This is a genomic window from Catonella sp. (assembly GCF_057250765.1).
In genome coordinates this window covers 164,399-185,546 of sequence record NZ_DBHIEC010000001.1, presented here as the reverse complement: position 1 = coordinate 185,546, position 21,148 = coordinate 164,399, and the positions used below count along the sequence as shown (strand labels likewise).

At 39.6% G+C, this 21,148-nt stretch carries 17 protein-coding genes; 8 read left to right on the top strand and 9 right to left on the bottom strand.

Going from position 1 to position 21,148, the window contains the following annotated elements; genetic code table 11:
• Positions 1-101: 101 nt before the first annotated feature.
• A complete protein-coding gene (locus ACO6HM_RS00830; protein ID WP_485389315.1) occupies positions 102-2,486 on the top strand; it encodes an endonuclease MutS2 in 2,385 nt (794 codons plus the stop codon).
• A 200-nt stretch (positions 2,487-2,686) separates the two neighbouring features.
• On the opposite strand, the gene trmB is transcribed toward ACO6HM_RS00830, so the two are convergent.
• Positions 2,687-3,325 (bottom strand): tRNA (guanosine(46)-N7)-methyltransferase TrmB, encoded by a 639-nt coding sequence (trmB, locus tag ACO6HM_RS00825; RefSeq protein ID WP_208429616.1) that lies wholly within the window; start codon positions 3,323-3,325, stop codon positions 2,687-2,689.
• A 345-nt stretch (positions 3,326-3,670) separates the two neighbouring features.
• Between trmB and ACO6HM_RS00820 the strand changes: the two genes are divergently transcribed.
• Entirely contained in the window at positions 3,671-5,059 is a 1,389-nt protein-coding gene (locus ACO6HM_RS00820; RefSeq protein ID WP_485389314.1) for a D-alanyl-D-alanine carboxypeptidase family protein, read from the top strand.
• 70 nt (positions 5,060-5,129) lie between these two features.
• Here the strand turns inward: ACO6HM_RS00820 and ACO6HM_RS00815 are convergent, their stop codons facing one another.
• On the bottom strand, positions 5,130-6,071 hold the full coding sequence (locus ACO6HM_RS00815; RefSeq protein WP_485389313.1) for a 3'-5' exonuclease: 942 nt from the start codon (positions 6,069-6,071) through the stop codon (positions 5,130-5,132).
• Positions 6,072-6,087: 16 nt separating this feature from the next.
• A complete protein-coding gene (locus ACO6HM_RS00810) occupies positions 6,088-7,557 on the bottom strand; it encodes a hypothetical protein (RefSeq protein WP_485389312.1) in 1,470 nt (489 codons plus the stop codon).
• A 276-nt stretch (positions 7,558-7,833) separates the two neighbouring features.
• Here ACO6HM_RS00810 and ACO6HM_RS00805 point away from each other — a divergent pair, with 276 nt between their 5' ends.
• On the top strand, positions 7,834-8,220 hold the full coding sequence (locus ACO6HM_RS00805; protein ID WP_485389311.1) for a hypothetical protein: 387 nt from the start codon (positions 7,834-7,836) through the stop codon (positions 8,218-8,220).
• A gap of 121 nt (positions 8,221-8,341) precedes the next feature.
• On the opposite strand, the gene ACO6HM_RS00800 is transcribed toward ACO6HM_RS00805, so the two are convergent.
• From ACO6HM_RS00800 to ACO6HM_RS00775, 6 genes are all read right to left on the bottom strand, one after another.
• Positions 8,342-9,394: a Gfo/Idh/MocA family protein gene (locus tag ACO6HM_RS00800; protein WP_485389310.1), complete on the bottom strand. Its 1,053-nt coding sequence runs from the start codon at positions 9,392-9,394 to the stop codon at positions 8,342-8,344.
• A gap of 48 nt (positions 9,395-9,442) precedes the next feature.
• Positions 9,443-10,237, bottom strand: a complete 795-nt coding sequence (locus tag ACO6HM_RS00795; protein WP_485389309.1) for a sugar phosphate isomerase/epimerase family protein — start codon at positions 10,235-10,237, stop codon at positions 9,443-9,445.
• A 96-nt stretch (positions 10,238-10,333) separates the two neighbouring features.
• Positions 10,334-11,158 (bottom strand): carbohydrate ABC transporter permease, encoded by an 825-nt coding sequence (locus ACO6HM_RS00790; protein WP_485389308.1) that lies wholly within the window; start codon positions 11,156-11,158, stop codon positions 10,334-10,336.
• The gene (locus ACO6HM_RS00785) at positions 11,158-12,036 is read right to left on the bottom strand and encodes a carbohydrate ABC transporter permease (RefSeq protein WP_485389307.1); all 879 of its coding nucleotides are present in this window, start codon (positions 12,034-12,036) and stop codon (positions 11,158-11,160) included. Before ACO6HM_RS00785 ends, ACO6HM_RS00790 begins: the two co-directional genes overlap by 1 nt.
• 167 nt (positions 12,037-12,203) lie before the next feature.
• Positions 12,204-13,538, bottom strand: a complete 1,335-nt coding sequence (locus tag ACO6HM_RS00780; protein WP_485389306.1) for an ABC transporter substrate-binding protein — start codon at positions 13,536-13,538, stop codon at positions 12,204-12,206.
• 158 nt (positions 13,539-13,696) lie between these two features.
• Positions 13,697-14,710 carry a Gfo/Idh/MocA family protein gene (locus ACO6HM_RS00775; protein WP_485389305.1) on the bottom strand — a complete coding sequence of 338 codons (1,014 nt, stop codon included), beginning with the start codon at positions 14,708-14,710 and terminating at the stop codon, positions 13,697-13,699.
• Positions 14,711-15,111: 401 nt separating this feature from the next.
• Between ACO6HM_RS00775 and ACO6HM_RS00770 the strand changes: the two genes are divergently transcribed.
• The 5 genes from ACO6HM_RS00770 to ACO6HM_RS00750 are packed head-to-tail and all read left to right on the top strand — an operon-like array spanning position 15,112 to position 21,144.
• On the top strand, positions 15,112-15,990 hold the full coding sequence (locus tag ACO6HM_RS00770; RefSeq protein ID WP_485389304.1) for a hypothetical protein: 879 nt from the start codon (positions 15,112-15,114) through the stop codon (positions 15,988-15,990).
• Entirely contained in the window at positions 15,990-17,060 is a 1,071-nt protein-coding gene (locus ACO6HM_RS00765) for an adenine nucleotide alpha hydrolase family protein (RefSeq protein ID WP_485389303.1), read from the top strand. Before ACO6HM_RS00770 ends, ACO6HM_RS00765 begins: the two co-directional genes overlap by 1 nt.
• Positions 17,051-17,554, top strand: coding sequence for a hypothetical protein (locus ACO6HM_RS00760; protein ID WP_485389302.1), 504 nt, complete (start codon positions 17,051-17,053; stop codon positions 17,552-17,554). The genes ACO6HM_RS00765 and ACO6HM_RS00760 overlap by 10 nt, the downstream gene beginning before the upstream one ends.
• Positions 17,544-20,087, top strand: coding sequence for a PEP/pyruvate-binding domain-containing protein (locus ACO6HM_RS00755; RefSeq protein WP_485389301.1), 2,544 nt, complete (start codon positions 17,544-17,546; stop codon positions 20,085-20,087). Before ACO6HM_RS00760 ends, ACO6HM_RS00755 begins: the two co-directional genes overlap by 11 nt.
• Positions 20,062-21,144, top strand: coding sequence for a DUF3419 family protein (locus ACO6HM_RS00750; RefSeq protein ID WP_485389300.1), 1,083 nt, complete (start codon positions 20,062-20,064; stop codon positions 21,142-21,144). The genes ACO6HM_RS00755 and ACO6HM_RS00750 overlap by 26 nt, the downstream gene beginning before the upstream one ends.
• Positions 21,145-21,148 lie beyond the last annotated feature (4 nt).

Genomic DNA, 21,148 nt, shown 5'->3' with positions numbered 1-21,148 from the left:
AATACTGCAGAGTAAGATTTTTTGTAGAAATCCCTGAAGGAAATCTTAGGAAATCCTCATAGCGTGCAGAATATAGACTAATATAGTATAAAGGGAAATATATGAATAAAAAAGTTTTACATACATTGGAGTTTGACAAGATATTAGAGAGACTCTCTGAGCTTGCTTCTTCTCCAAAGGCTAAGGAGAGAGCGCATTCGCTTATGCCTATGACTGACATAGAGGAGATAAATAATGCTCAGAAAGAAACTGCTGATGCTCTTGCAAGATTATATCAGTCGGGACATATATCATTTTCGGGGCTTACAGAAATAGGTGACTCTCTTGTAAGGCTCGAGGTGGGCTCAACCCTTGGTATGGGCGAGCTTATAAATATCAGCAAGACTCTTGACGTAGCTCTTCGTGTGAAGAATTTTGGCGCAAAGAGAGATAGTTCGCTTGAGGCAGACAGCCTGTCAGAGAGGCTCGAACTGCTCGCGCCTCTTTCTCCGTATAATAACGAAATCAAGCGCTGTATCATTTCCGAGGAGGAAATGGCTGATGATGCAAGTCCCGGTCTTAAAAATGTAAGAAGAAAGATAGAGTTTACCAATGCCAAAATCAGGGAGCAGCTTGATAGCCTTGTAAACTCAGCGGCGGATAAGGGTTTCTTACAGAATAATAAGGTTACCATGAGGAATGGAAGATACTGCCTTCCTGTTAAGAATGAGCATAGAAGCAAGGTGGATGGTCTTGTTCATGACCAGTCTTCAACAGGCTCAACCTTATTTGTAGAGCCTGCCGTAGTGGTTAAGTATAACAACGAGCTTAGCGAGCTTATGATAGAGGAAGCAAAGGAGATAGAGAAGGTACTTGCGGCTCTTTCCAACGAGGCAGCAGGCTACATAGATGAGCTTAAATACGATGTTGAGGTACTTCCTGTACTTGACTTTATATTTGCAAAGGCAGAGCTTGCCAAGGAGATGAGTGCCACTGAGCCGATATTTAATCTTGAGAGAAGGATAAATATCAAAAAAGGCAGACATCCTCTCATTGACAAGAAAAAGGTAGTGCCGATTGACATAAACCTTGGAAAAGACTTTGAGCTTCTTGTGATAACAGGTCCGAATACAGGCGGCAAGACAGTTTCGCTTAAGACTGTAGGACTTATTACCCTTATGGGACAGGCAGGGCTTCATATCCCTGCATTTGACAAGTCGGAGCTGGGTATATTTAAGGAAATATATGCAGACATCGGAGATGAGCAAAGTATAGAGCAGAGTCTTTCTACATTTTCATCTCATATGGTAAACATTGTAAATATATTAAAAGGGGCAGATAGGGAAAGCTTGGTACTATTTGACGAGCTAGGAGCGGGAACCGACCCTACAGAGGGTGCCGCCCTTGCTATGGCAATACTTGCGAACTTACAGGCAAGGGATGCAAGGGTGATGGCGACTACCCACTATAGTGAGCTTAAGGTATATGCACTTAGCACTCCGGGAGTTGTAAATGCAAGCCTTGAGTTTAATATTGACACTCTTATGCCTACCTACCGCATCCTTATAGGAATACCCGGCAAGAGTAATGCCTTTGCCATTTCCAAAAAGCTGGGGCTCTCTGACGAGATAATAGAAGATGCGGCAAACAGGATAGACACCAATGACAAGCGCTTTGAAGATGTGATAGCTGAACTTAACAGAAGCCGTCAGTTCATAGAAGAAGAAGAGGAAAGGATAAAGAAGAGAAGAGCCGAAATAGAGAAAGAAAAGCAGGCTCTTGAGACAGATGTAGAAAAGCTTGCTAAGAAGAAAGAAAGTCTGCTTGCAGATGCGAAGAGAGAGGCTTCTAAGATTCTTTCAGAGGCTAAGGAAATGGCGGATGCTTCTATTAAGAAATACAACAAGTGGGGGCTTGGTGGCGCCACAGCCAGAGAGATGGAAGAGGAGAGAACCAAACTCCGTGAGAAGATAGACGCTGTAACCAAGACTAGTGGCATAAGGGCTAAGGAAAGCCAGAGAAATAGAGTAGGCAACAAGCAGCTCCACATAGGAGATATGGTGCTAGTGCTTACAATGGGCATAAAGGGAACTGTAAGTACCCTCCCTGATGCAAAGGGCAACCTCACAGTTACTATGGGTATAATGAAGTCCAATGTCAATGTAAAAGACCTTGCATTTGTGGAAGAGGATAACTCTGTAAAGATGGTTAAGGACAAGTCTTCATCCGGCAAGGGCAGCATAGGAATGAGCAAGAGCCTAAATGTAAGAGTAGAGAAGAACCTTGTAGGTATGAGATATGATGATGCGAGGGCAGAGCTTATCAAATACATAGACGACGCATATCTCGCCCACCTTCCACAGGTAAGGATAATACATGGCCGTGGAACAGGTGCCCTTAAGGGCATGGTTTCTGATTACCTTAAGAAGTGTAAGTATGTAAAGAGCTTCAGGGAAGGCGAGTACAATGAGGGTGGTACCGGGGCTACGGTGGTGACGTTTAAGTAGAAGTATACAATTTTGCAGAAACTGAGAATGAGACCACTTAGTCTTAATTCAACCTTAAAAGCCGATGTATAATTTGTAGATAGCTAATAGCGGGCAGAGCCGGATTATTTGGCTCTGCCCTTGTTTTCTATATTGTTATATGGATTTTTTATGTGATAGAAGCATCGTTTTGAGGAAGAGTTTTCATCAGTTTGTAAAAATTACCTTCTCACAAACACCACCCTCTTAATAGGGTTCCCCTTCGCAGAAAATCTCTCCTCATACTCAGTCATAACATTTCCTTCATTCCATTCGCTGTTATGAAGGTCGTAGGATACTTCAGTAGCCTTAAAATTAGTAGCTTCAACTTCTTCAAGTGAAAAGTCAAAAAGGGCAGAGTTATCTGTCTTAAACTGGATTTTCCCTTCAGGCTTTAGGAGCTTTTCGTACCTTGCAAAAAACTGCCTTGAAGTTAGTCTCCTCTTTGCATGTCTGTCCTTTGGCCAAGGATCGGAAAAATTAAGATAAATTCCATCCACTTCATTTTCAGCAAAAACATCATTTATATTCTCTGCATCCATACGGATGAACTTAAGATTAGGAAGTTCAAGCTCTGTCTGCTTTTCGATTGCCCTAACTAGGACACTTGAATATTTTTCAATGCCAATATAGTTTATATCCGGATTGTTCTTAGCAAGAGTAGTTATAAACTGCCCCTTGCCCATGCCGATTTCTATAAAGAGCGGCTGCTTAGATGGAAATAAGGATACAATCTCACCTCTGTGCTTTTCGGGATTTTGTATCACGAACTCACTATTAGCTATGTCTTCTCTGGAACCCGGTACATTTCTTAATCTCATGATGACCTCACATTTAAGTTATTTTCTTATCACTAAAGAGTTTTTACAACAAATATAAGGGATTGTCAAGTGATGAATAGTTTATCTTATGATACAAGTGTCAAATAAAAGTAATGCACACAAAAAAGGCATCAGCCGATTATGACTAATGCCTTATACATTATTCTTTACTAGGTTCACTTTTCTATTAGCCAAAATCAATAATTTTTCGTTTTTGGCTAATAGAAAAGACTTATTGGATAAAATTTAACGCTTGGAGGTTAAGAATTTCCCCTTGAAATGGCGCCGTTTCTATGGTTAAATATAAGGTAATAGTTATTTTTGACGAATAGTTTGGAGAAATTCATGAAAAATTTATATATAAAAAGAAGTTTTGCGCTAATTTTAATAATTGTAAGCCTATTTTCAGGCTTAAATATAAATACTGTGCTTGCAGAGAATAATTCATCCTGGCCTAAATGCCCATCTATAAAGGCAAAAGAGGGTGTTGTTATGGACCTTGCTACAGGAACTATACTGTTTGGTAAGAACGAGAACAAGAAGTGGTGTCCTGCAAGTACAACCAAGATAATGACAGCCTTGCTGGCAATAGAACATGCCAAGTCCCTTGATGAAAAGGTGGAGTTTACCAAAGAAGCAATAGCAGCCGCAAATAGGGGAAGCTCAAGCATAGGTATGACTCCGGGAGAGAAGTTGACTCTTAAAGAATGTCTTTATGGTCTTATGCTTGCCTCAGCTAATGAGGTTGCCAATGCTCTTGCTATCCACACAGCAGGAAGCATCGAAGCTTTTGCAGATATGATGAATGAAAAGGCAAAGGAGCTTGGATGTACCCATACTCATTTTTGCAATCCAAGCGGACTATATGAAAAGGAGCACTACACAACCCCGGCAGACCTTGCAAGGATTGCCAGGGCAGCCATTAAAAACGATGCATTTAGGGAAATAGCAAGTACAAGAAAATACGTATTGCCTAAAACTAATCTGATGAAGGAAAAAAGACCTTTATCCAATACACATCAGCTTTTTAACCCTATGCAGCATCCTGAGTATGCTTATGAATACTGCTATGCGGGAAAGACCGGCTACACTACAGAGGCTAAGTTTAATCTGGTTTCTTATGTAAAAAAAGGTACTATGGACATTGTCTGCGTGGTGATGAATGCTGAGAGTAAAGAGGTGGAGTACACCAATACCAAGAAGCTTGCAGACTATACATTTAAGCGCTTTAGAATGTTGCAGGCAGATAAGATACCTTTTAAGTTAAATGAAAGCGGCGGGCAGGTATATAAGAGTGTACTCGAAAATGATCCGACTGCAGAGTTTATAGTCTCAGGTGCGGCGACTCTGGCTGTGCCTAAGAAATGTGATATAAATGGCGTTACTATGGAGGTCAAGGAAGGCGATATAAATGGTGTCTCTGTAGGTGCTAACTGCATCGGTAGCATTGAATATATGTATGACGGAAAGTGCATAGGAAATGCAGAACTTATATATACCAGCAACAAGGCATATTCTTTTAATAAGCCTGAAGCTGTGGATACCAGTGTGCAGACGGACACGGGCAACAAGAAGTCAAAGGTAATGGCAATAGCTATGATAGTATGCTCGTTTCTCATCATTATGGTACTTATGTGGTATCTGTTCATTTACAGGAGACCTGCCCGTATAGTAAGGAGAAAATACAGAAAACATAAAACAGGCATAAATAAAAGAAACCGGCTTAAGTGGTAAGCCGGATTTCTTTTATTAGAAAAGATGCTTGTAGAACTATATGAATGCAAGATTTGTGTTAATCAAGCATTTATGGATTATTTTTTCTACTCTTGTAGTTATTAATCATAGTTACTGCCTGTTCTTTAGAAAGAGACCTAAGAGTTGATACTGCGAAATAATGATGGTCATCAGGATTTTTAATGAGTCTTTTGCCTTTCATATAGCCATGATACTTGCATTCTCCAACATAATAGTAGTTCTTTGAATTGGGAGAATACCATGGAACAAGCTGACGTAGACGGTTACCACAGATATGGCAGCAGTAAGGCTCTCTATCAGCTTCCCTTTTTAAGTCCTCCTTAGACCTATAGGCCATGCTGACACTCAGTCTGTGGTCAGGATAGACGATGTCTACCTCTTGCTTTTTATTAAGAGGGAACTTATAGGTATCAACTGACGGATATAAAAATACATTTATACCACTGATAATCTGAAGGATTTCAGCAGTGTATTGTGCATCGGAAATGGCACTGTGAAAGGCCTTATCTTCTCTTAATCTAAGGTGCCTGATTGCATTTTCAAGTGAAATTGCACTCTCATCATATTTTCCAATAAATATATTAAACAGGTATTGCACATTAAAATAGTACAAAGGTCTTGGGAACCCGTTATGTATATTGTAATACGCCATATTTCTCTGGAACTCAAGTAAATCAAGGGTTCCCCAGGTAGCAAAAAAGTAATTCCTGTCTCCCTTTCTACACCACCTTAAAAATTCTTTGCAGGCAGTTACAAAATCAGTTCCCATTGAGAGCTCTCTCTCAGTTAGCGAAATAATCTCACGTGTATACTTAAACAGAACAGGATATACAACCGGTTTTATTACCCTGTGAAAAGAGTCGATAATGTTAAAATTCTCGTCTAGCTTCACAGCACCAATCTCAATTACCTCAAAAGGAAGAGCCCTGTTGGCTCCTTCCCTTGAGGGGTGTCCCTGATTCCATTCAAGGTCAAAAACTATATATCTCATTTTATCTCCAAAAAATTTATTGTCCTAGGGATGCAATCAAGGCTGCGATATCATCAGGACTCATTGGCTTATTAGGATCGTCCGAAGCAGGAGAAGGCTCATGCTTTGAAAGGGCTTCAATAGCGGTCTTAGGCTTGGCGGCACTTGGCTCAGGCTCAAGCTCAAGGTTAGATGAGGCAAATAAAGCAGCGATATCTTCAGGGCTCATAGGCTTGTTAGGATCGCTGTCAATCGGAGCTGTAGAAGTAGGCTCAGGAGCGGCTTCGATTTCAGGTTCAGACTGAGCTTCAGTGGCAGCAATAAGAGCAGCGATATCCTCAGGGCTCATAGGCTTATTAGGGTCGGTGTCAACAGGTGCAGGAGTAGGCTCAGGTGCAGCCTCGATTTCAGGTTCAGACTGAGCTTCTGTAGCAGCTATAAGAGCAGCGATATCCTCAGGGCTCATAGGCTTGTTAGGGTCGCTGTCAATCGGAGCTGTAGGGGCAGGCTCAGGAGCAGCCTCGATTTCAGGTTCAGACTGAGCTTCAGCAGCGGCGATAAGAGCAGCGATTTCATCAGGGCTCATAGGCTTGTTAGGATCGCTGTCAATCGGAGCTGTAGGTGCAGGCTCAGGAGCGGATTCGATTTCAGGTTCAGACTGAGCTTCAGCAGCAGCAATAAGAGCAGCGATTTCATCAGGGCTCATAGGCTTATTAGGATCGCTGTCAACTGGAACTGCAGAAGGTTCAGGAACAGCATTGGCTCCAGCCACAGGTTCAGGCTCAAGCTCAGAAGCAAATTCAGGCTCGATTTCTGTGGCACCAGGTTCCTCAGGTGTTGTCTCAGTTGTTAAAGTATCGACAAACTCAGGCACATCCTCGGTTTCAGTAGCGGTTTCAATTACAGGGTCTTCAACTACTGTTTCTGCATCTGTCATTATAGGCTCTACAGGCACTTCTTCATAATTAACCTGTTCAACAGGTGCCTGTGCTGTACTAGGTGCAATTGGGTTATTCTTTAATACAAGAATGAGTTCATCAAGCTTAGCGAGAATGTCTTCATAGTCAGGAGAAGACGACTCAGCAATAACCTCTGATAAATGATTGGTATTATCTCTTCCGTACTTGATAGAAGCCTTAATGGCATGTACTATTTCACCCTCAAGAGTGCTAAGATTCTCCATGTTTTCCTCAGGAGAAAGAATTCTCTCATCCAAGAGATTGAGGATTCTCTTTTCAAGTACGTAGGTAGCCTTAGCAATCTTAGAAGCCTCTTCCCTCCTTGCGATAGTTTCTTCATCAGGCTTAGAAGCGTTCTCCTTATTTTTAAGATATGTAGTAACAACATTATCTATCTCCGTCAAAAGAAGATAAGCCGAGCCAATGAGTGTAAGCCCGACGCAGAGTGGGAAATAGTAAACATCAGAGTATTTAACTATACAAAAAAACTCTAAAAAAACAAGGGCAATAAACAACAGTGAAAATGGAATAAGCTTATTCTTTTTCATTTCGTACCTCTCTCAATCTATTATATTAGGCGTCATTTCCTGTTTAAGTAATCCCACTTATTATAAGGCAAAAATCGGATTATATCAAGCTTTCGGCAGATTTTTAGTAAGGGAATGAAGTCTTAATTTATATAATCTATATATAGTATGGTTCAAATCTTTTTTATATAACAGATGACAATATTTAGTCTGAGATTTATAATGATACTTGAGTTAATTGCAGAGATACTTACACATATTTTGAATCACACATTTACACAGAGGAAAGGAAAACAAATGAGAATATTACATTTAGAAGATTCACCCGCAAAATATGCCGATATTAGGGCGGTTTTACTCTCTTGTGGCATACAGCCTGATGATATAGTCTGGGTTAAAAACCTGACAGATGGGATTTTTGAGCTAAAAGAAGCTGAAAAAAATGGGAATCATTTTGACCTTGCCATAACAGATATGTATTATCCGGTAGAGCCGGAAGGCTATGAGGAGCCTGATACCGGCTACAAATTCGTAGAATTTGTAAGGAATGAGAGACTGAAACTTCCAATTGTTATCTGCTCCTCAGTCAGAATAAATGACGGTAGTGTACTGGATTGCCTGTGGTATTCAGCCCTCAGCAACTGGGAGATGCAGCTAAGGGAGATTATATCGAGGTTTGATTAGTATAATCATACGAAATATTTAATGTATAGAGGCAGTTTGAATATATAATAAAGTATGAAAGTAAATATCATCTGAAGACGAATAAAGGCTGTCAAACTACAAATAATTTGACAGCCCGAATTTAGTATTTGAACTTTGTAATTTTGATATCTTCGAAAGGTAATGTGATACGCTCGTGTCGCATGGAGGATAGATAAATTCCTTTAATCATCTCAAGAGTTTTTCTTCCCTCAAATCCGTCTACAGTTATGTTTTTATCATCACGAACGGCATCGTAGAACTCTTCTATTTGCATAATATGTGTTGTGCCCCAGTAATTCTTCCCTACTGGATTTCCTTTACTAATTTCCCTATATTCAGTATATTCGTCACCAAACCAGGTGTAGCCTACATCCTGTATGAGACCGAACCTTCCTTTTTCACCACAAAATTCGATGTTGATAGGCGAATCAAAACCATAGTAATTGCAGGCGTATAGATTGTAAATACAGCCATTTTCGAAGCAAATAGCTGCTTCAGCAGCATCTTCTACATTTAGCTTAGGATGATAATGATTATGAATAGAACCTTCTATCCATTTAACGTCGCTTCCAAGTATGTAGCGTACCCTGTCTATACTATGAATGGCTTGGTCTATGAGAGTACCTCCGCCTTCATGCTCCCAAGTTCCTTTCCAGTTACTGCCTTTATAATATTCATCAGGACGATACCAAGACAGATACGATCTTGCAGCAGTAACCTTGCCAAATCTTCCGTCATCATACATTTGTTTTAGTCTCTGAACACTATCATTATAGCGTGTTTGGAATATGCATCCCAGCTTCACATTATTTTTAGAAGCTACTTTAATCATATCGTCTGCTTCCTGTAAAGTAAGGGCTATAGGCTTTTCGGTGAGCACATGTATGCCTCTCTCCATTAAACTTATTGCGATAGGAGCATGTAAGTCATGCGGCAGACACAGATGTGCTATATCAATACCTTTTTCAAATATATCTTCAAGTTTATCAGTATAGTTACATCCAAAAGGTTCAGCAAATCGCTCTGCTTTTGCAAGGTCAATATCTACAGCATAGCATAGTTCTGCCTTATCTTTAAGTTTCAACAACGAATCGGCATAGCAGACAGATATACGGCCACAGCCGATGATAGCAATCTTTAACTTTTTATTCATAATTCTCCCATACACAAATTTCGTTAAATCATGTTTTGAATACTTATTTTATATCAGTTGCTCAAGAATTTTCTTCGCTTCTAATATATCTCTTTTTTGTTCATCTCCGGTGATTTCCCTTTCTATGGTGATGTCACCATTGTAGCCGATTTCCTTAAGACTTTCAATAAAAAGAGGGAAGTTTACCTTACCTTTACCAAGAGCTACTTCATTACCAAGAGAATGTCCGTCTGTAGGATACAATCCGTCCTTGCCATGAATGCCCATTACATATTTTCCTATTACATCTAAAGCATCCACCGGATTGGCTTTTCCGTACAATATGAGATTTGCAGGATCTAAGTTTATCCCGAGATTTGTGGTGCCTATATCCTGTATGATCCTAAGAAGTGTTACAGGTGTTTCCTGCCCGGTTTCAAATAGGAAGTTTTGACCGTTTCCTGCACAATGATTTGCAACTGTCTTGACAGCATGTACTATTCCATAGTAATTGCTGTCATAAGGATTTTCAGGTATAAAGCCAACATGGGTAACAAAATCTGTGATTTTTAATTTTGCTGCAAAATCAGAGCCTTCAATTAGAGTCTGAATTCTCTCAAAACGGTAGGTAACAGGGACAAGCCCAAGAGTTTCCTGACCACCATAGAAGTCCCATATCTTAGGGCCTGGCCAGCCACACCAGAATGCGGTAATGTCCATGCCATGTTTGTTTTTTGCAACAGTTATCCTATCAGCATTCTCAGCTGTCATTAGTCCTCTGTCCCAGCATACAAGTTGACAGCTTTCCATTCCCATTTCTTTTACTTCGGCAAATTGTGTATCTATATCTTTATCACGATCCATTCGTACCAATACACCTATTCTCATGTTTGTCTATCCTTTCTTAAAATGTTTGAACTAAAATATACTTAGAATATCATTAACTACCTTTATCTCGTATTATCCTTTAACTGCACCTGCGGTGACTCCTGCAACTATGTTTTTTTGCATAAATATGAAGAAAATAAGGCTTGGAATAATGGACATAACAATACCCGGAAGTGCGTGTTCCCAGTCTGAATTGGTAGTCGAAAACTTCATATAAAGTGCGTTTTGGATGTTTATTGCATCTGTATTGCTGCCTGCGATAAACAGATTGACTATAATATCATTCCAGGTTGCGAGTGCATCAAGAACGATAACTGTTGTTAAAATAGGCTTTAGAAGAGGCAGTATAATGGCAAAATAAGTTCTTATTGAGCCGGCACCATCAATTTGTGCGCTTTCTTCCAAATCAATAGGTACATTTTTAATAAAACCATGAATCATATAAACTGCAAGTGGCATACATAAACCTGTACTTACAACAATCTGCCCCTGTCGAGTACCGATAAGACCAACATTAGAAACAAACTTTGTAAGACTTATCATATAGGACTGAAATGGTATCATCATTGGCAATATAATCAGAAGAAAACAAGCAACACTAAATTTACCTTTTACTCTAGCTAACTTGTAAGCGGACATTGGAGCCATAAGCACAATAAGCAAAACGGTACTTACACTGTATATTATAGTATTTTTAATAAGTTTTGGGAAATCAAATTTTACCCAGGTTTCAATATACATATCAAGGCCAAAGCTTTTGGGAAATGCGAGGAAGTGCTGCATCATATCATTGTACGACTTAAAGGAGTTGAAAAAAATAAGAATCAACGGCATAAGCCAAAAAAATGATAGCAACAATACTACAATGGTAAAAAAGCTGATTCTATTTGATTTCATTATACTTCCACCTCCCTACGCTTTGTTATTATAAGCTGAACTGATGTAACAAGTAAAACAAAAACAACAAATACAAGAGATTTTGCAGTTGCAAGTCCGTAATTATTACTTGCAAAGGCTTCCTTGTATATATCATAAGCTACAGTTACTGTAGAGTTTGCAGGACCACCTTTTGTGAACACCATAACTACATCAAACAATTTGAACGAAAAAGTAAGAGAGGTCAATAGGCATATTGATAATGAAGGCATAATCAAAGGGAGTGTTATTTTAAAGAAGTTCTGTACTTTGCTTGCACCGTCTATTCGAGCTGCCTCTGAAAGCTCTGTAGGGACTGAAATTATGCCTGCAATATAGTTTACCATGTAGAAACCTATATTCTGCCATACAGTCATCATTACTACCACATAGAAGGCGAGTTTAGGTGTGCCTACCCAGCTCCAATTAAAGAATTCCCAGCCTGTAATAGAATAAAGTGCTTCAAAACCGGGACCAAAAATAAACTTCCAAATCAAGCTTATAGCAGTTAAACTTATGATATAAGGAATATAATAAAATGCTCGCCCCACACTTGAAATCTTTGATTTTTTCGATAAAAACAAAGCAATGGTCAGGGAAATAACATTAACTATAATCACATAGAATATTGCAAATCTAAGTGTAAATAAAGCACCCTTCCAGAAAAGACCGCCTTTGGTAAATATTCGAACATAATTGTCCAACCCGATAAAGTCCATGCTTTTGCCTATTCCATTCCATTTAAAAAAGGAATAGTAGAGATTCATTAGAAAAGGAATGTCCGTGGCAAATAATACAAATATAAGGGCAGGAAATACGAATAGTGCAAATATAGAAAATTCTTTAAGTCGTTTATTCATCCTCTTACCTCTCTGAACTGTCTGTACTACATAGAGTACTACAGATTAGGAATAAAGGCTCCCTATCAAATATTAGGCAATTCATTACTGATAAGAAAACGCATAATTTTATATGAATTCTTCAGAGAACTGCCCAAATAGAGAGCCTTTTTAGATACCGTATTTAATTAGTTGCCTGCTGTCCAGAACTCCTGGATAGCTTCGGTAGCTGCCTCAGCAGTTGTTTCGCCTAGCATATATGACTGAAGAACAGGTCCAACATTATCATAATAATTACTAGGAGCTATGGTATGAATCCAACCATTTGTCTTATTCTCTGCTATATACTTAGCAGCGTCATTAGCAAGCTTTCCTTTAATTTCTTTGTCGGTTTTAACGCCGGGAACCGCTCCTATGCCTTCGCACATCCAACTCTGGCCTACATCGGATGTAAGAATATACTCAAGATATTCTTTAGCAAGATCAAGGTGTTTGGAGTCCTTATTTACAATATAAGTCCAGTTACAGGTTGAAAGAAGAGTAGTGTCTTTTTCACCTGAACCTACCGGAACCGGTAAGAATGCAATCCTTGCATCTTTATTGAATTTATCAAGAGTTGCCTGACACCAGTCGCCCATATGAATTATAGCAACTTTACCATTCGCAATGAGATTCTCTGATGTTTCCCAATCTATCTCAAGAGGCTTATCAGGACCATATTTTTTTGCTAAATCTAAAAATCTAAACAGATTTTTCCAATGTGGCATTTCTGTAAATTTTAATTTACCGGACTCCACAGCCTCTACTGTCCCTGTGGCATCAAGAGACTTATCCATCATAAAGTGTGTAGCCGCCTGTGACAGTACCCAGGTTTCTTTAGCAGCTAAACCAAAAGGAGTAATTCCGGCTGCTTTTAACTTTTTACATGCATCTTCGAGTTCATCCATAGTTGTAGGAAGGGTTTTTATTCCTGCCTTTTCAAAGGCATCTACATTGTAAAGAAGTCCCATGTTCTCATAGGTCCAAGGTAAAGACATAACCTTTCCGTCTACAGTTCCAAGAGCAAGAGCTTCCGGTCTGAATTTTGATGTAATATCAGTATCGTTAGTCCATTCATAGGCATAGTCGTAATAGTTTCTGGCGTTAGTACCTGCCTGTGCATCAAATACATCAGGAGCATCTCCTGAATTTATTCGGGACTGCAAAGTTGCGGTATAATCATTTGAAGAATGCTGAACGTCTATTTTAACGCCTGGGTGTGACTCTTCGAAAGCTTTTACCATTTTTGCATATTCATCCAGACCATAGGCATGCGCATCAAATACTTTTAAAACTACTTCTTCTCCTGTGTTGCTTGCAGTTGAGGTAGTACTATCTGCTTTTGATGTGCTGCTTGTTTTGGAAGCACTGCTTGCTGTTGACGCTGATTTGGAAGAGGTGCTTGTATTAGTGCTGTTTCCACATCCGCTAAGCGAAGTAGCTATAACCCCAAACGTTAATAATAGAGCAAGTGATTTTTTCATGTTGCCTCTCTTTCTGCCGTATCCCGGCTACGATAATAATAGTGTGCACGTGAGCCAATACGGTTATTTATAACTCACAAATGCTGTGGTTTTGAATACCATTGATGTAAATGGTATTATGCTGATAGGTGCCTATATATTAGCAGGTATAGCCTGTTTCAGCCGTTTGCTTTTGCTTTCTCAAGCTCGCTTATGGCAGCAAGTACAGATTGAATGCCGTCGTGAAGAGTAGCTCTGGTATTTTCTTTTTCATTTAGTACGCAGTCTATGAAATACTCATCTTCGAGATAATACGCACCCAAATCGGTTACATTTATGCCACTATCAGGATTGTCCATCTCTTTGGTGTCAAGCTCTGGTATAATTTTATCGCCTGAAGCAGTATAAATTGTAATTTTATCAGTAGTGGTACTGTTAAATCTTATGGTAGCATTATCAAAATCAGCTCTGTAGTTAGCTTCAAATGGCATCTTAGTAGCGCTGTGCCATACTCCCTCTGCCATGACGGCTATATTTCCAAACTTATAATTTGTTATCACCTGATTTATCATACCTGAATCAAACTTCGTAGTATGTACATCTGCATAATCCGGCTCACCAAGCATATAACGCAGAAAGTCAAGATCATGGATATGTAGATCAAGGATGACTGAACCTGAGCGGTTTTCATCATGAAACCAATCCTCAAATCCCCACTTTACATCCCCGCTTATTCTTTGCATAACAATGCTTCTAAGATTCCCATAGGTTTTCTTTTCATATACATCTTTCAGAAACAGATATTCAGGCATAGAACGAACTACCTGTCCGACCATCACCTTTACAGGTGTGACCTTATGTTGCTTAAGCAGAAGCTCACACTCTTCGCGCTTCAAGCAAGCAGGTTTCTCAAGGAAGATATTCATGTTTTTTTTCATTGCAGCCAAAGCCATATCTGTATGCAGGTAACTTGGCACACAAATAAAAACAGTTTCAACATCTTCATTCTTGATAAGATCAAGCCCGTCTGAATATCTTTTTGCATTTGGCCAGAATTTTGCGGCCTTATCCAGACATTCCTCTCTGGCATCTGCCAGAGCAGTTACTTCAATTGGATGAGATTCGGACAAAAGTTTCAGACATTTATAGTGCGTACTTCCCATACCCCCACAACCAATAAACCCTATTCTCATACGCCGCCTCCGTTGTTAATTTGTAAATAGGTCAACTGCAAAATATTATAAATGTGTATACAATTACTTGTCAATAGCAAGCAATCATTTATAATTATACACAATAAATTCCATATATTTATATTAATATGCAATAAGTTGATTAATTTATAAAATTTAATAATAAAGGCGCAATATTATGTATATAGCCTTAGAAAATCGAGGGTATTTGCAGGAGGTTTGACATTCTCCACGCCTGCATTTAAAATGTATTTTAGAAAATAGCCTTGAAAGGAAGATTATGTTAACACGGAAATATGGCTTATTATAGAGAAAAACTGTCTTCTGCTTTGAATATAAGAATGAGTGAAGAGGAATATCAGAGGAAGTACAAAAATAACTGAAATAATTGGAGAAATAACATGAACATAGAAAAAGGCATTTTACAGCTTGCAAACTACTATGAAAAATTTGAGGCAGGGGACTCCTCTGCACATTTGATAATAAATGAAAATATGAGAGACTACAAGGCTATGTTTGGCTTTGCAGAACTTGGAGAAGACAAAGAAGAGTGGAAAGAGATATTTTCCAGGATGGAAGATAAGGCTAAGGAGATGGGATATTCTAGCCTTGTCGGGCCGCTTAATTACTGTACTTGGATGAGCTATCGCTGGGCTATAAGCCGCTTTGATATGAAACTATTTCCGGACTGCACCAACCCGCCATTTTACCCTGAATACATAAAGGAGCTTGGCTACAGGGAGCTCTATACCTATAGGAGTGCTGAAATCGCAATAAATAATCCACTAAATGAGGCAGGTAAGCAGGTTTATAGTGAAAAAAAGGAAGAGGGATACAGCTTTGTCACAGTCTGTGGTGAAGAGGCTTTTACCTACGTGAAAGAGGTGTATGAAATCTCAAAAAATGCCTTCTCAGATGCTCTATTGTACTCAGACATCCCTTTTGAAGTCTTTGAAAAGCTATATCTTTCGTGGGTAAAGGAAATAGATATCTCTTTGATTGTTGCCTTCCATGGGAAAGAAGCCATAGGTTATGTATTTGGCTATGAAAACCGCTACGGGAAAGACTTTATATCAAAGACAAGTGCGGTAAAAAAGGAGTATCAAAAACAAAAGATTTATCTAGCTCTCCTTTACTTAGGGAGTGAGTTGGTCAAAAATAAAGGATATGACACTATGCTTTATCATTTTCAGTGCGAGCAAAAGGAGACCTTCAGGCGGTTTGGTGAGGACGTGGAAGACAATGAGAAGCGCTACGCTGTATATGTAAAGGAGCTATAATGAGACAAAGATGCACACTTTGCCTAAATGACGAGACTGTAAGGAATATTAGATTTAACAAAGAGGGACTATGTAACTTCTGTGAAGCCTACCTTCGTGACAGGGACAGGCTTACAGATTATGACAGGCTAAAATCACTGTTTGAAGAAAGAATTAACCTCGTTAGGGAGAAACACGCATACGATGCAGCTGTGGGGATATCGGGTGGGAAGGACAGTGTATTTGTCCTATATGAACTGACTCACCGCTACAATCTGCATGTTAAAGCATTTACTATGAACAACGGTTTTCTTTCAGAGGAGGCAAAGAAGAACATAGACAGACTTGTAAAAGAGTTTGATGTGGAACATGAATATATAGACTTTGAGAGGAGCCTATTAAAGCGCTTCTATGCCTATTCCATAAAGAAATGGCTGGTGCCCTGCGTAGCCTGCTCTTATATAGGCTACGCATCCATGATAAATCTGGCCTCTAGGATAGATGCAGGAATGATAGTCCATGGCAGGAGCCCTGAGCAGATGTTTCGTGCCTATGATGAGGATGTTTTTTCAGAACTTGTGAGAGCGGGACTATCCTCTGTGAAGGAACTGGACTTACAAAGCCTGTACACGGGGCTTCTTGGGAAAATAGATGAAAAGCTTGATAAGAACCTAAGGGATGAGGTGAACAAGGCCCTGTTTCAGGATGTTAAGGGGGATGACTTTAGGGAGTTTGTAGCCTACTTTTTATATCATCCTTATGATGAAAAGGAAATCGTATCATTTTTAAGGAAGAACACTTCTTGGCTTGTTGGAGAGCAGTATAACCACTATGATTGCAGGATTCACCCTGCCACGAAGTACATATACCAGTGCGCTGAGGGAAGACCTCATATCCTGCCTGAAATCAGCTTCTTAGTAAGAGACGGCAAGCTTACAAGGGATGAGGCTAAGAAGATACTTGCCGGTGAAGTCCTGCACGAAAAGCCAAAGGAAGAGATGAAGGAGCTGTTTAACTACATAGGTAAAAGTGAGATTCCTACAAGGATAAAGGCAGAAATCTACAATAAAGTGGTGAGTAAATGGAAGTAATAAGATACTTTTTGTATAAGAAGAGGTTGTTTATATACAGCGTTACATCCCTTATATTGGCCCTCATTTTCGTGAGTTTTACAGGTGAAATAAAAGAATTTAGACTGTTTTTTCTTTTCTTTACTGAGCTGTTTTTTATCCGGTTTATGGATGACAGTGCGGACTATGAAAAGGATGCGAAGATAGGGAAAATGCAGCTAAGCAAGAAAGAACTTAGAATACTTATAATTTTAACTGTCCCATTGTTTTTGGTGCTAAATCTCTTGTATTTTGGCATTGGTGGGCTATGTAGCGTGGGAATTATTTTTCTAATCATCATTAAAGAAGCCCTACCTTTTTTACCAGCGCTAATTGCACCAGTAAGTGGGATTTACTATATTTACTTTGCCGTTTCTGCGGGGAAATCAGGCTTAAAAGAGGGAGTATTTTTAGCTGCTTTGATATGCTTTTCCGTATGGTTTAGCCTGAGAAAGAGGAGAAAAGATGATTTTTAAAATGGGAGACCGAGCTGAGGCTTATAAGCTTGGAGGGAAGGCTTTTGAACTTGTAAAGCTTTACGAGGCAGGCTTTAAGGTGCCTCCTTTATTGGTTTTGACAGGGGAGGCTTTCTTAGTATTTCTTGGTGAGAAAAGGGAAGAAGTCAAAAGGCTCCTTTCTGATTACAAAGATAAAAACAGGGAAGAAATCTGTGCAATCATCAGAGACAGAGAGTTTAGTGAGGACTGGAAGGAGGAGGTCATCGCTAAGGCTAGGGCTTATTTTGGAGACGACTGCCTCTTAGCCGTACGCTCAAGTGCTATGGATGAGGATGGGGAGAGGTTTTCCTTTGCAGGGATGATGGAATCCTATCTGAATGTGAGGCAGGGAGAGGAGATGTTCACAGCAGTTAAACAATGCTATCTCTCCTGTTTTTCGGAAAGGGCGATGAGATATAGGAAAGAAAATGGACTAATAAATGAAAATATCGCCATGGCTGTCATTTTGCAGAAAATGGTGGAGGCCGATGCCTCGGGAGTGATGTTTACGAGCAATCCTCTTACCAACAATCCTGATGAAGTCCTAATCAGCGTGGTTACAGGACTTGGTGAGGCCTTGGTATCGGGAGAAAAGAACAGCTTTGATGCAGTTTATGACCGCTTTGGCAACAGAGTGGAAGTGGATGAGGCTATGCCACTCTCTGAGAATATCTTACAGGAGATTGTGAGCCTTGGGCTAAGGGTAGAGGATATTGATGCAAAAAAACGGGGGAGAGACATAGAGTTTTTGGTTAAGGACGGTACTGTATATCTACTGCAAAACAGGCTAATTACAAGCTACAGCCACATTGAAAAGAATAAAGAAAGAACCATTCTTGATAATTCTAACATCATAGAAAGCTACTCGGGAGTTACTACACCGCTCACATTTAGCTTTGCAAGGGAGGTCTATGAGAAGATTTACCGCCAGACACTGGGTAACTTTTTCATTGATAAAGAGGCAGTGGATAGCATTGCCTACGACCTTGAAAATATGATAGTTTTTTACGAAAATAAGATATACTACCGTCTGAACGGCTGGTATAAGATGACTGCACTTTACCCCGGCTACAACAAGAACAAACGCTATATGGAAAACATGATGGGAGTGAAGGTGGAGCTTAAGGAAACTAAGGAAGAAGCTAAGCTTCGTCTGTTTAAGATTTATTTTTATTTTATCAAAAAACTTATTAACATGAAGAGGGCAACTACTGCATTTTCTAATAAGTTTGAAGCGGTGACAAAGGATTATAGAAATAATGACTTTGAAGGATTTGACAACAAAAGTCTGGTTAAGGTATATAAGGATATAGAGGTCTCCATTTTGAATGATTTTACTACACCTATAGTAAATGACATGGGTGCTATGGTCTTTATGGGAAAGGTGAATGAAGTCCTTAAAAAAGAAGGGGTAGAGGATGCCGAGGGACTTCTTGGGAAGATTCTAAGCAAGCAGGGGAATGTGGAAAGCGTGAAGCAAAGCCTTGCCCTTCTTCAGCTTGTAGATGAGATATGGGAAAATGAGGAGCTAGCCAAAGCGTTCCGTACAAAGCCGGTGGAAGAGCTTAAGTCATATCTAAGTGAAGATACTGAGTTTTCAGCTCATTTAAGAGACTATGTTTTGCGCTTCGGAGCGAGGGTAATGGATGAATTAAAGCTTGAAAGTATTACCCTTAAAGAAAATCCTGACTTTCTCTTTAAGACGCTTAAAAACTACCTGCAAATGGATGAAAAGCCATCTGTGTATAAGCCCCATAAGATAGATGAGGAAGAGCTTTACAGGCAGGTATCATTTCCTAAGAGATTCTTTCTTAAAAAGCTTGTGAAGATAACGAAGTACTTTGTAAGAAACAGGGAATATCTTAGGCTTTACAGGACTTATATCTATGATATTGTGAGGATGATATTTCTCCGCATAGGGCATAACCTAGAAGAAGCCGGAGTTATTGCTCATTTTCGGGATATCTTCTTTCTTACCAAGGAGGAGGTATTTAGGATAGCAGAGGGAGAAAGCCCTAATATAGCCTTACTTAGGGAAAGGATAGAGAAAAGAAAAAGGGAATTTGAGGACAACAGGGATAAAGAAATATTTGAAAGAATGTATTTTTACGGTGAGGTAAGGGCTGAAAATATGATTCCTATATTCTCGAGGCAGGAAACAAAGTCCTTAGAAGATGGTGTATTAAAGGGAGTTGCAGGCGGTGGAAAGGCTGTCACAGGAAGGGTAAAATATGTAGAAAACCCGCAGGATACGGATGTGGAAGGCCTCATCCTTATGGCAAAGAGGACTGACCCGGGCTGGACCATGCTTTTCCCTATGGCAAAGGCGATTATCATAGAGCGTGGAAGCGTGCTTTCTCATTCTGCCGTCATAGCAAGAGAAATGGGAATCCCGCTTGTGGTAGGCATTAGAGGGCTGACTGAGAATATAAAGGATGGAATGATGGTTCGTGTGGACGGTGTGAAGGGAACGGTGGAAAGGATAGATGAGAAGGATGAAGACAAGGGATAAATTTTCATTTATAAGGTACTCAAATTGCTGGGAGGATAGTAATATTCTCTTAAAGGCCTTAGATATAAAAGAGGGAGAAACAGGGGTTTCCGTAGCCAGCGGAGGGGACAACACCTTTGCACTCTTACTGTCAAACCCTAAGAAAATCTATGCCTTTGATATCAATAAAACCCAGCTTTACCTGATGAAGCTTAAGATGGCTGCGATAGAGAGACTAAACTATGGCGAGATTTTGGCCTTCTTTGGGATTAGGGAGAGTACAGACAGACTAAAGACATTTTTTTCTCTAAAGGAATATATGGACGAAGAGAGCTTTAACTACTTTAATCAGAGAAGAGAGCTGATTGTAAAGGGAATCATCCATATTGGAAAGTTCGAGAGATATTTTCAGATATTTAGGAAGTTCGTCTGCCCTTTATTTTGCAGAGAAGCAAGACTCCGACTGTTTTGCTCTCTATCTTTACTAAAGGAGCAGAGATTTTATTATAAAAGATACATAGATAACCTTAGGTTTCGTACGATATTTCGTGTGTTCTTTGGGATAAAGGTAATGGGCAGCCTTGGCAGGGATAAGAGTTTTTATGAGTATGTGGCGGATAAGAGGGATGTCGCGGGAGATATCAAAAAACGCTTTGAGTATGGCATATTTAATAGCACAAACTTTGACAATCCGTATCTAAGCTATATACTGAGGGGAAACTTTACCAAAACTGCCATACCGCTTTATTTGAAGAAAGAGAATCTACCTGTCATCAGGGAAAGACTATCTAGGATTAAGCTAATACATGGCTCGTTTTTGGACATCCCTGAAAGTGAGAAGCTTGATTTTTTCAATCTCTCGGATATTTTTGAATATATGAGTGAGGAAGATTTTAAGAGAAATGTAGACAAGCTCAAGAAAATAAGCAAAAATGGCGCCAGGATTGCCGTTTGGAATATGCAAAACAGGAGATATTTACCAAAGAAGGAGTTTACCCTTTTGAAAGAGGAGAGTAAGTCGCTTTTTAGGGTGAACCAATCGTATTTTTACAGGGATTTTTCGGTTTATACGAAGTAGGAGT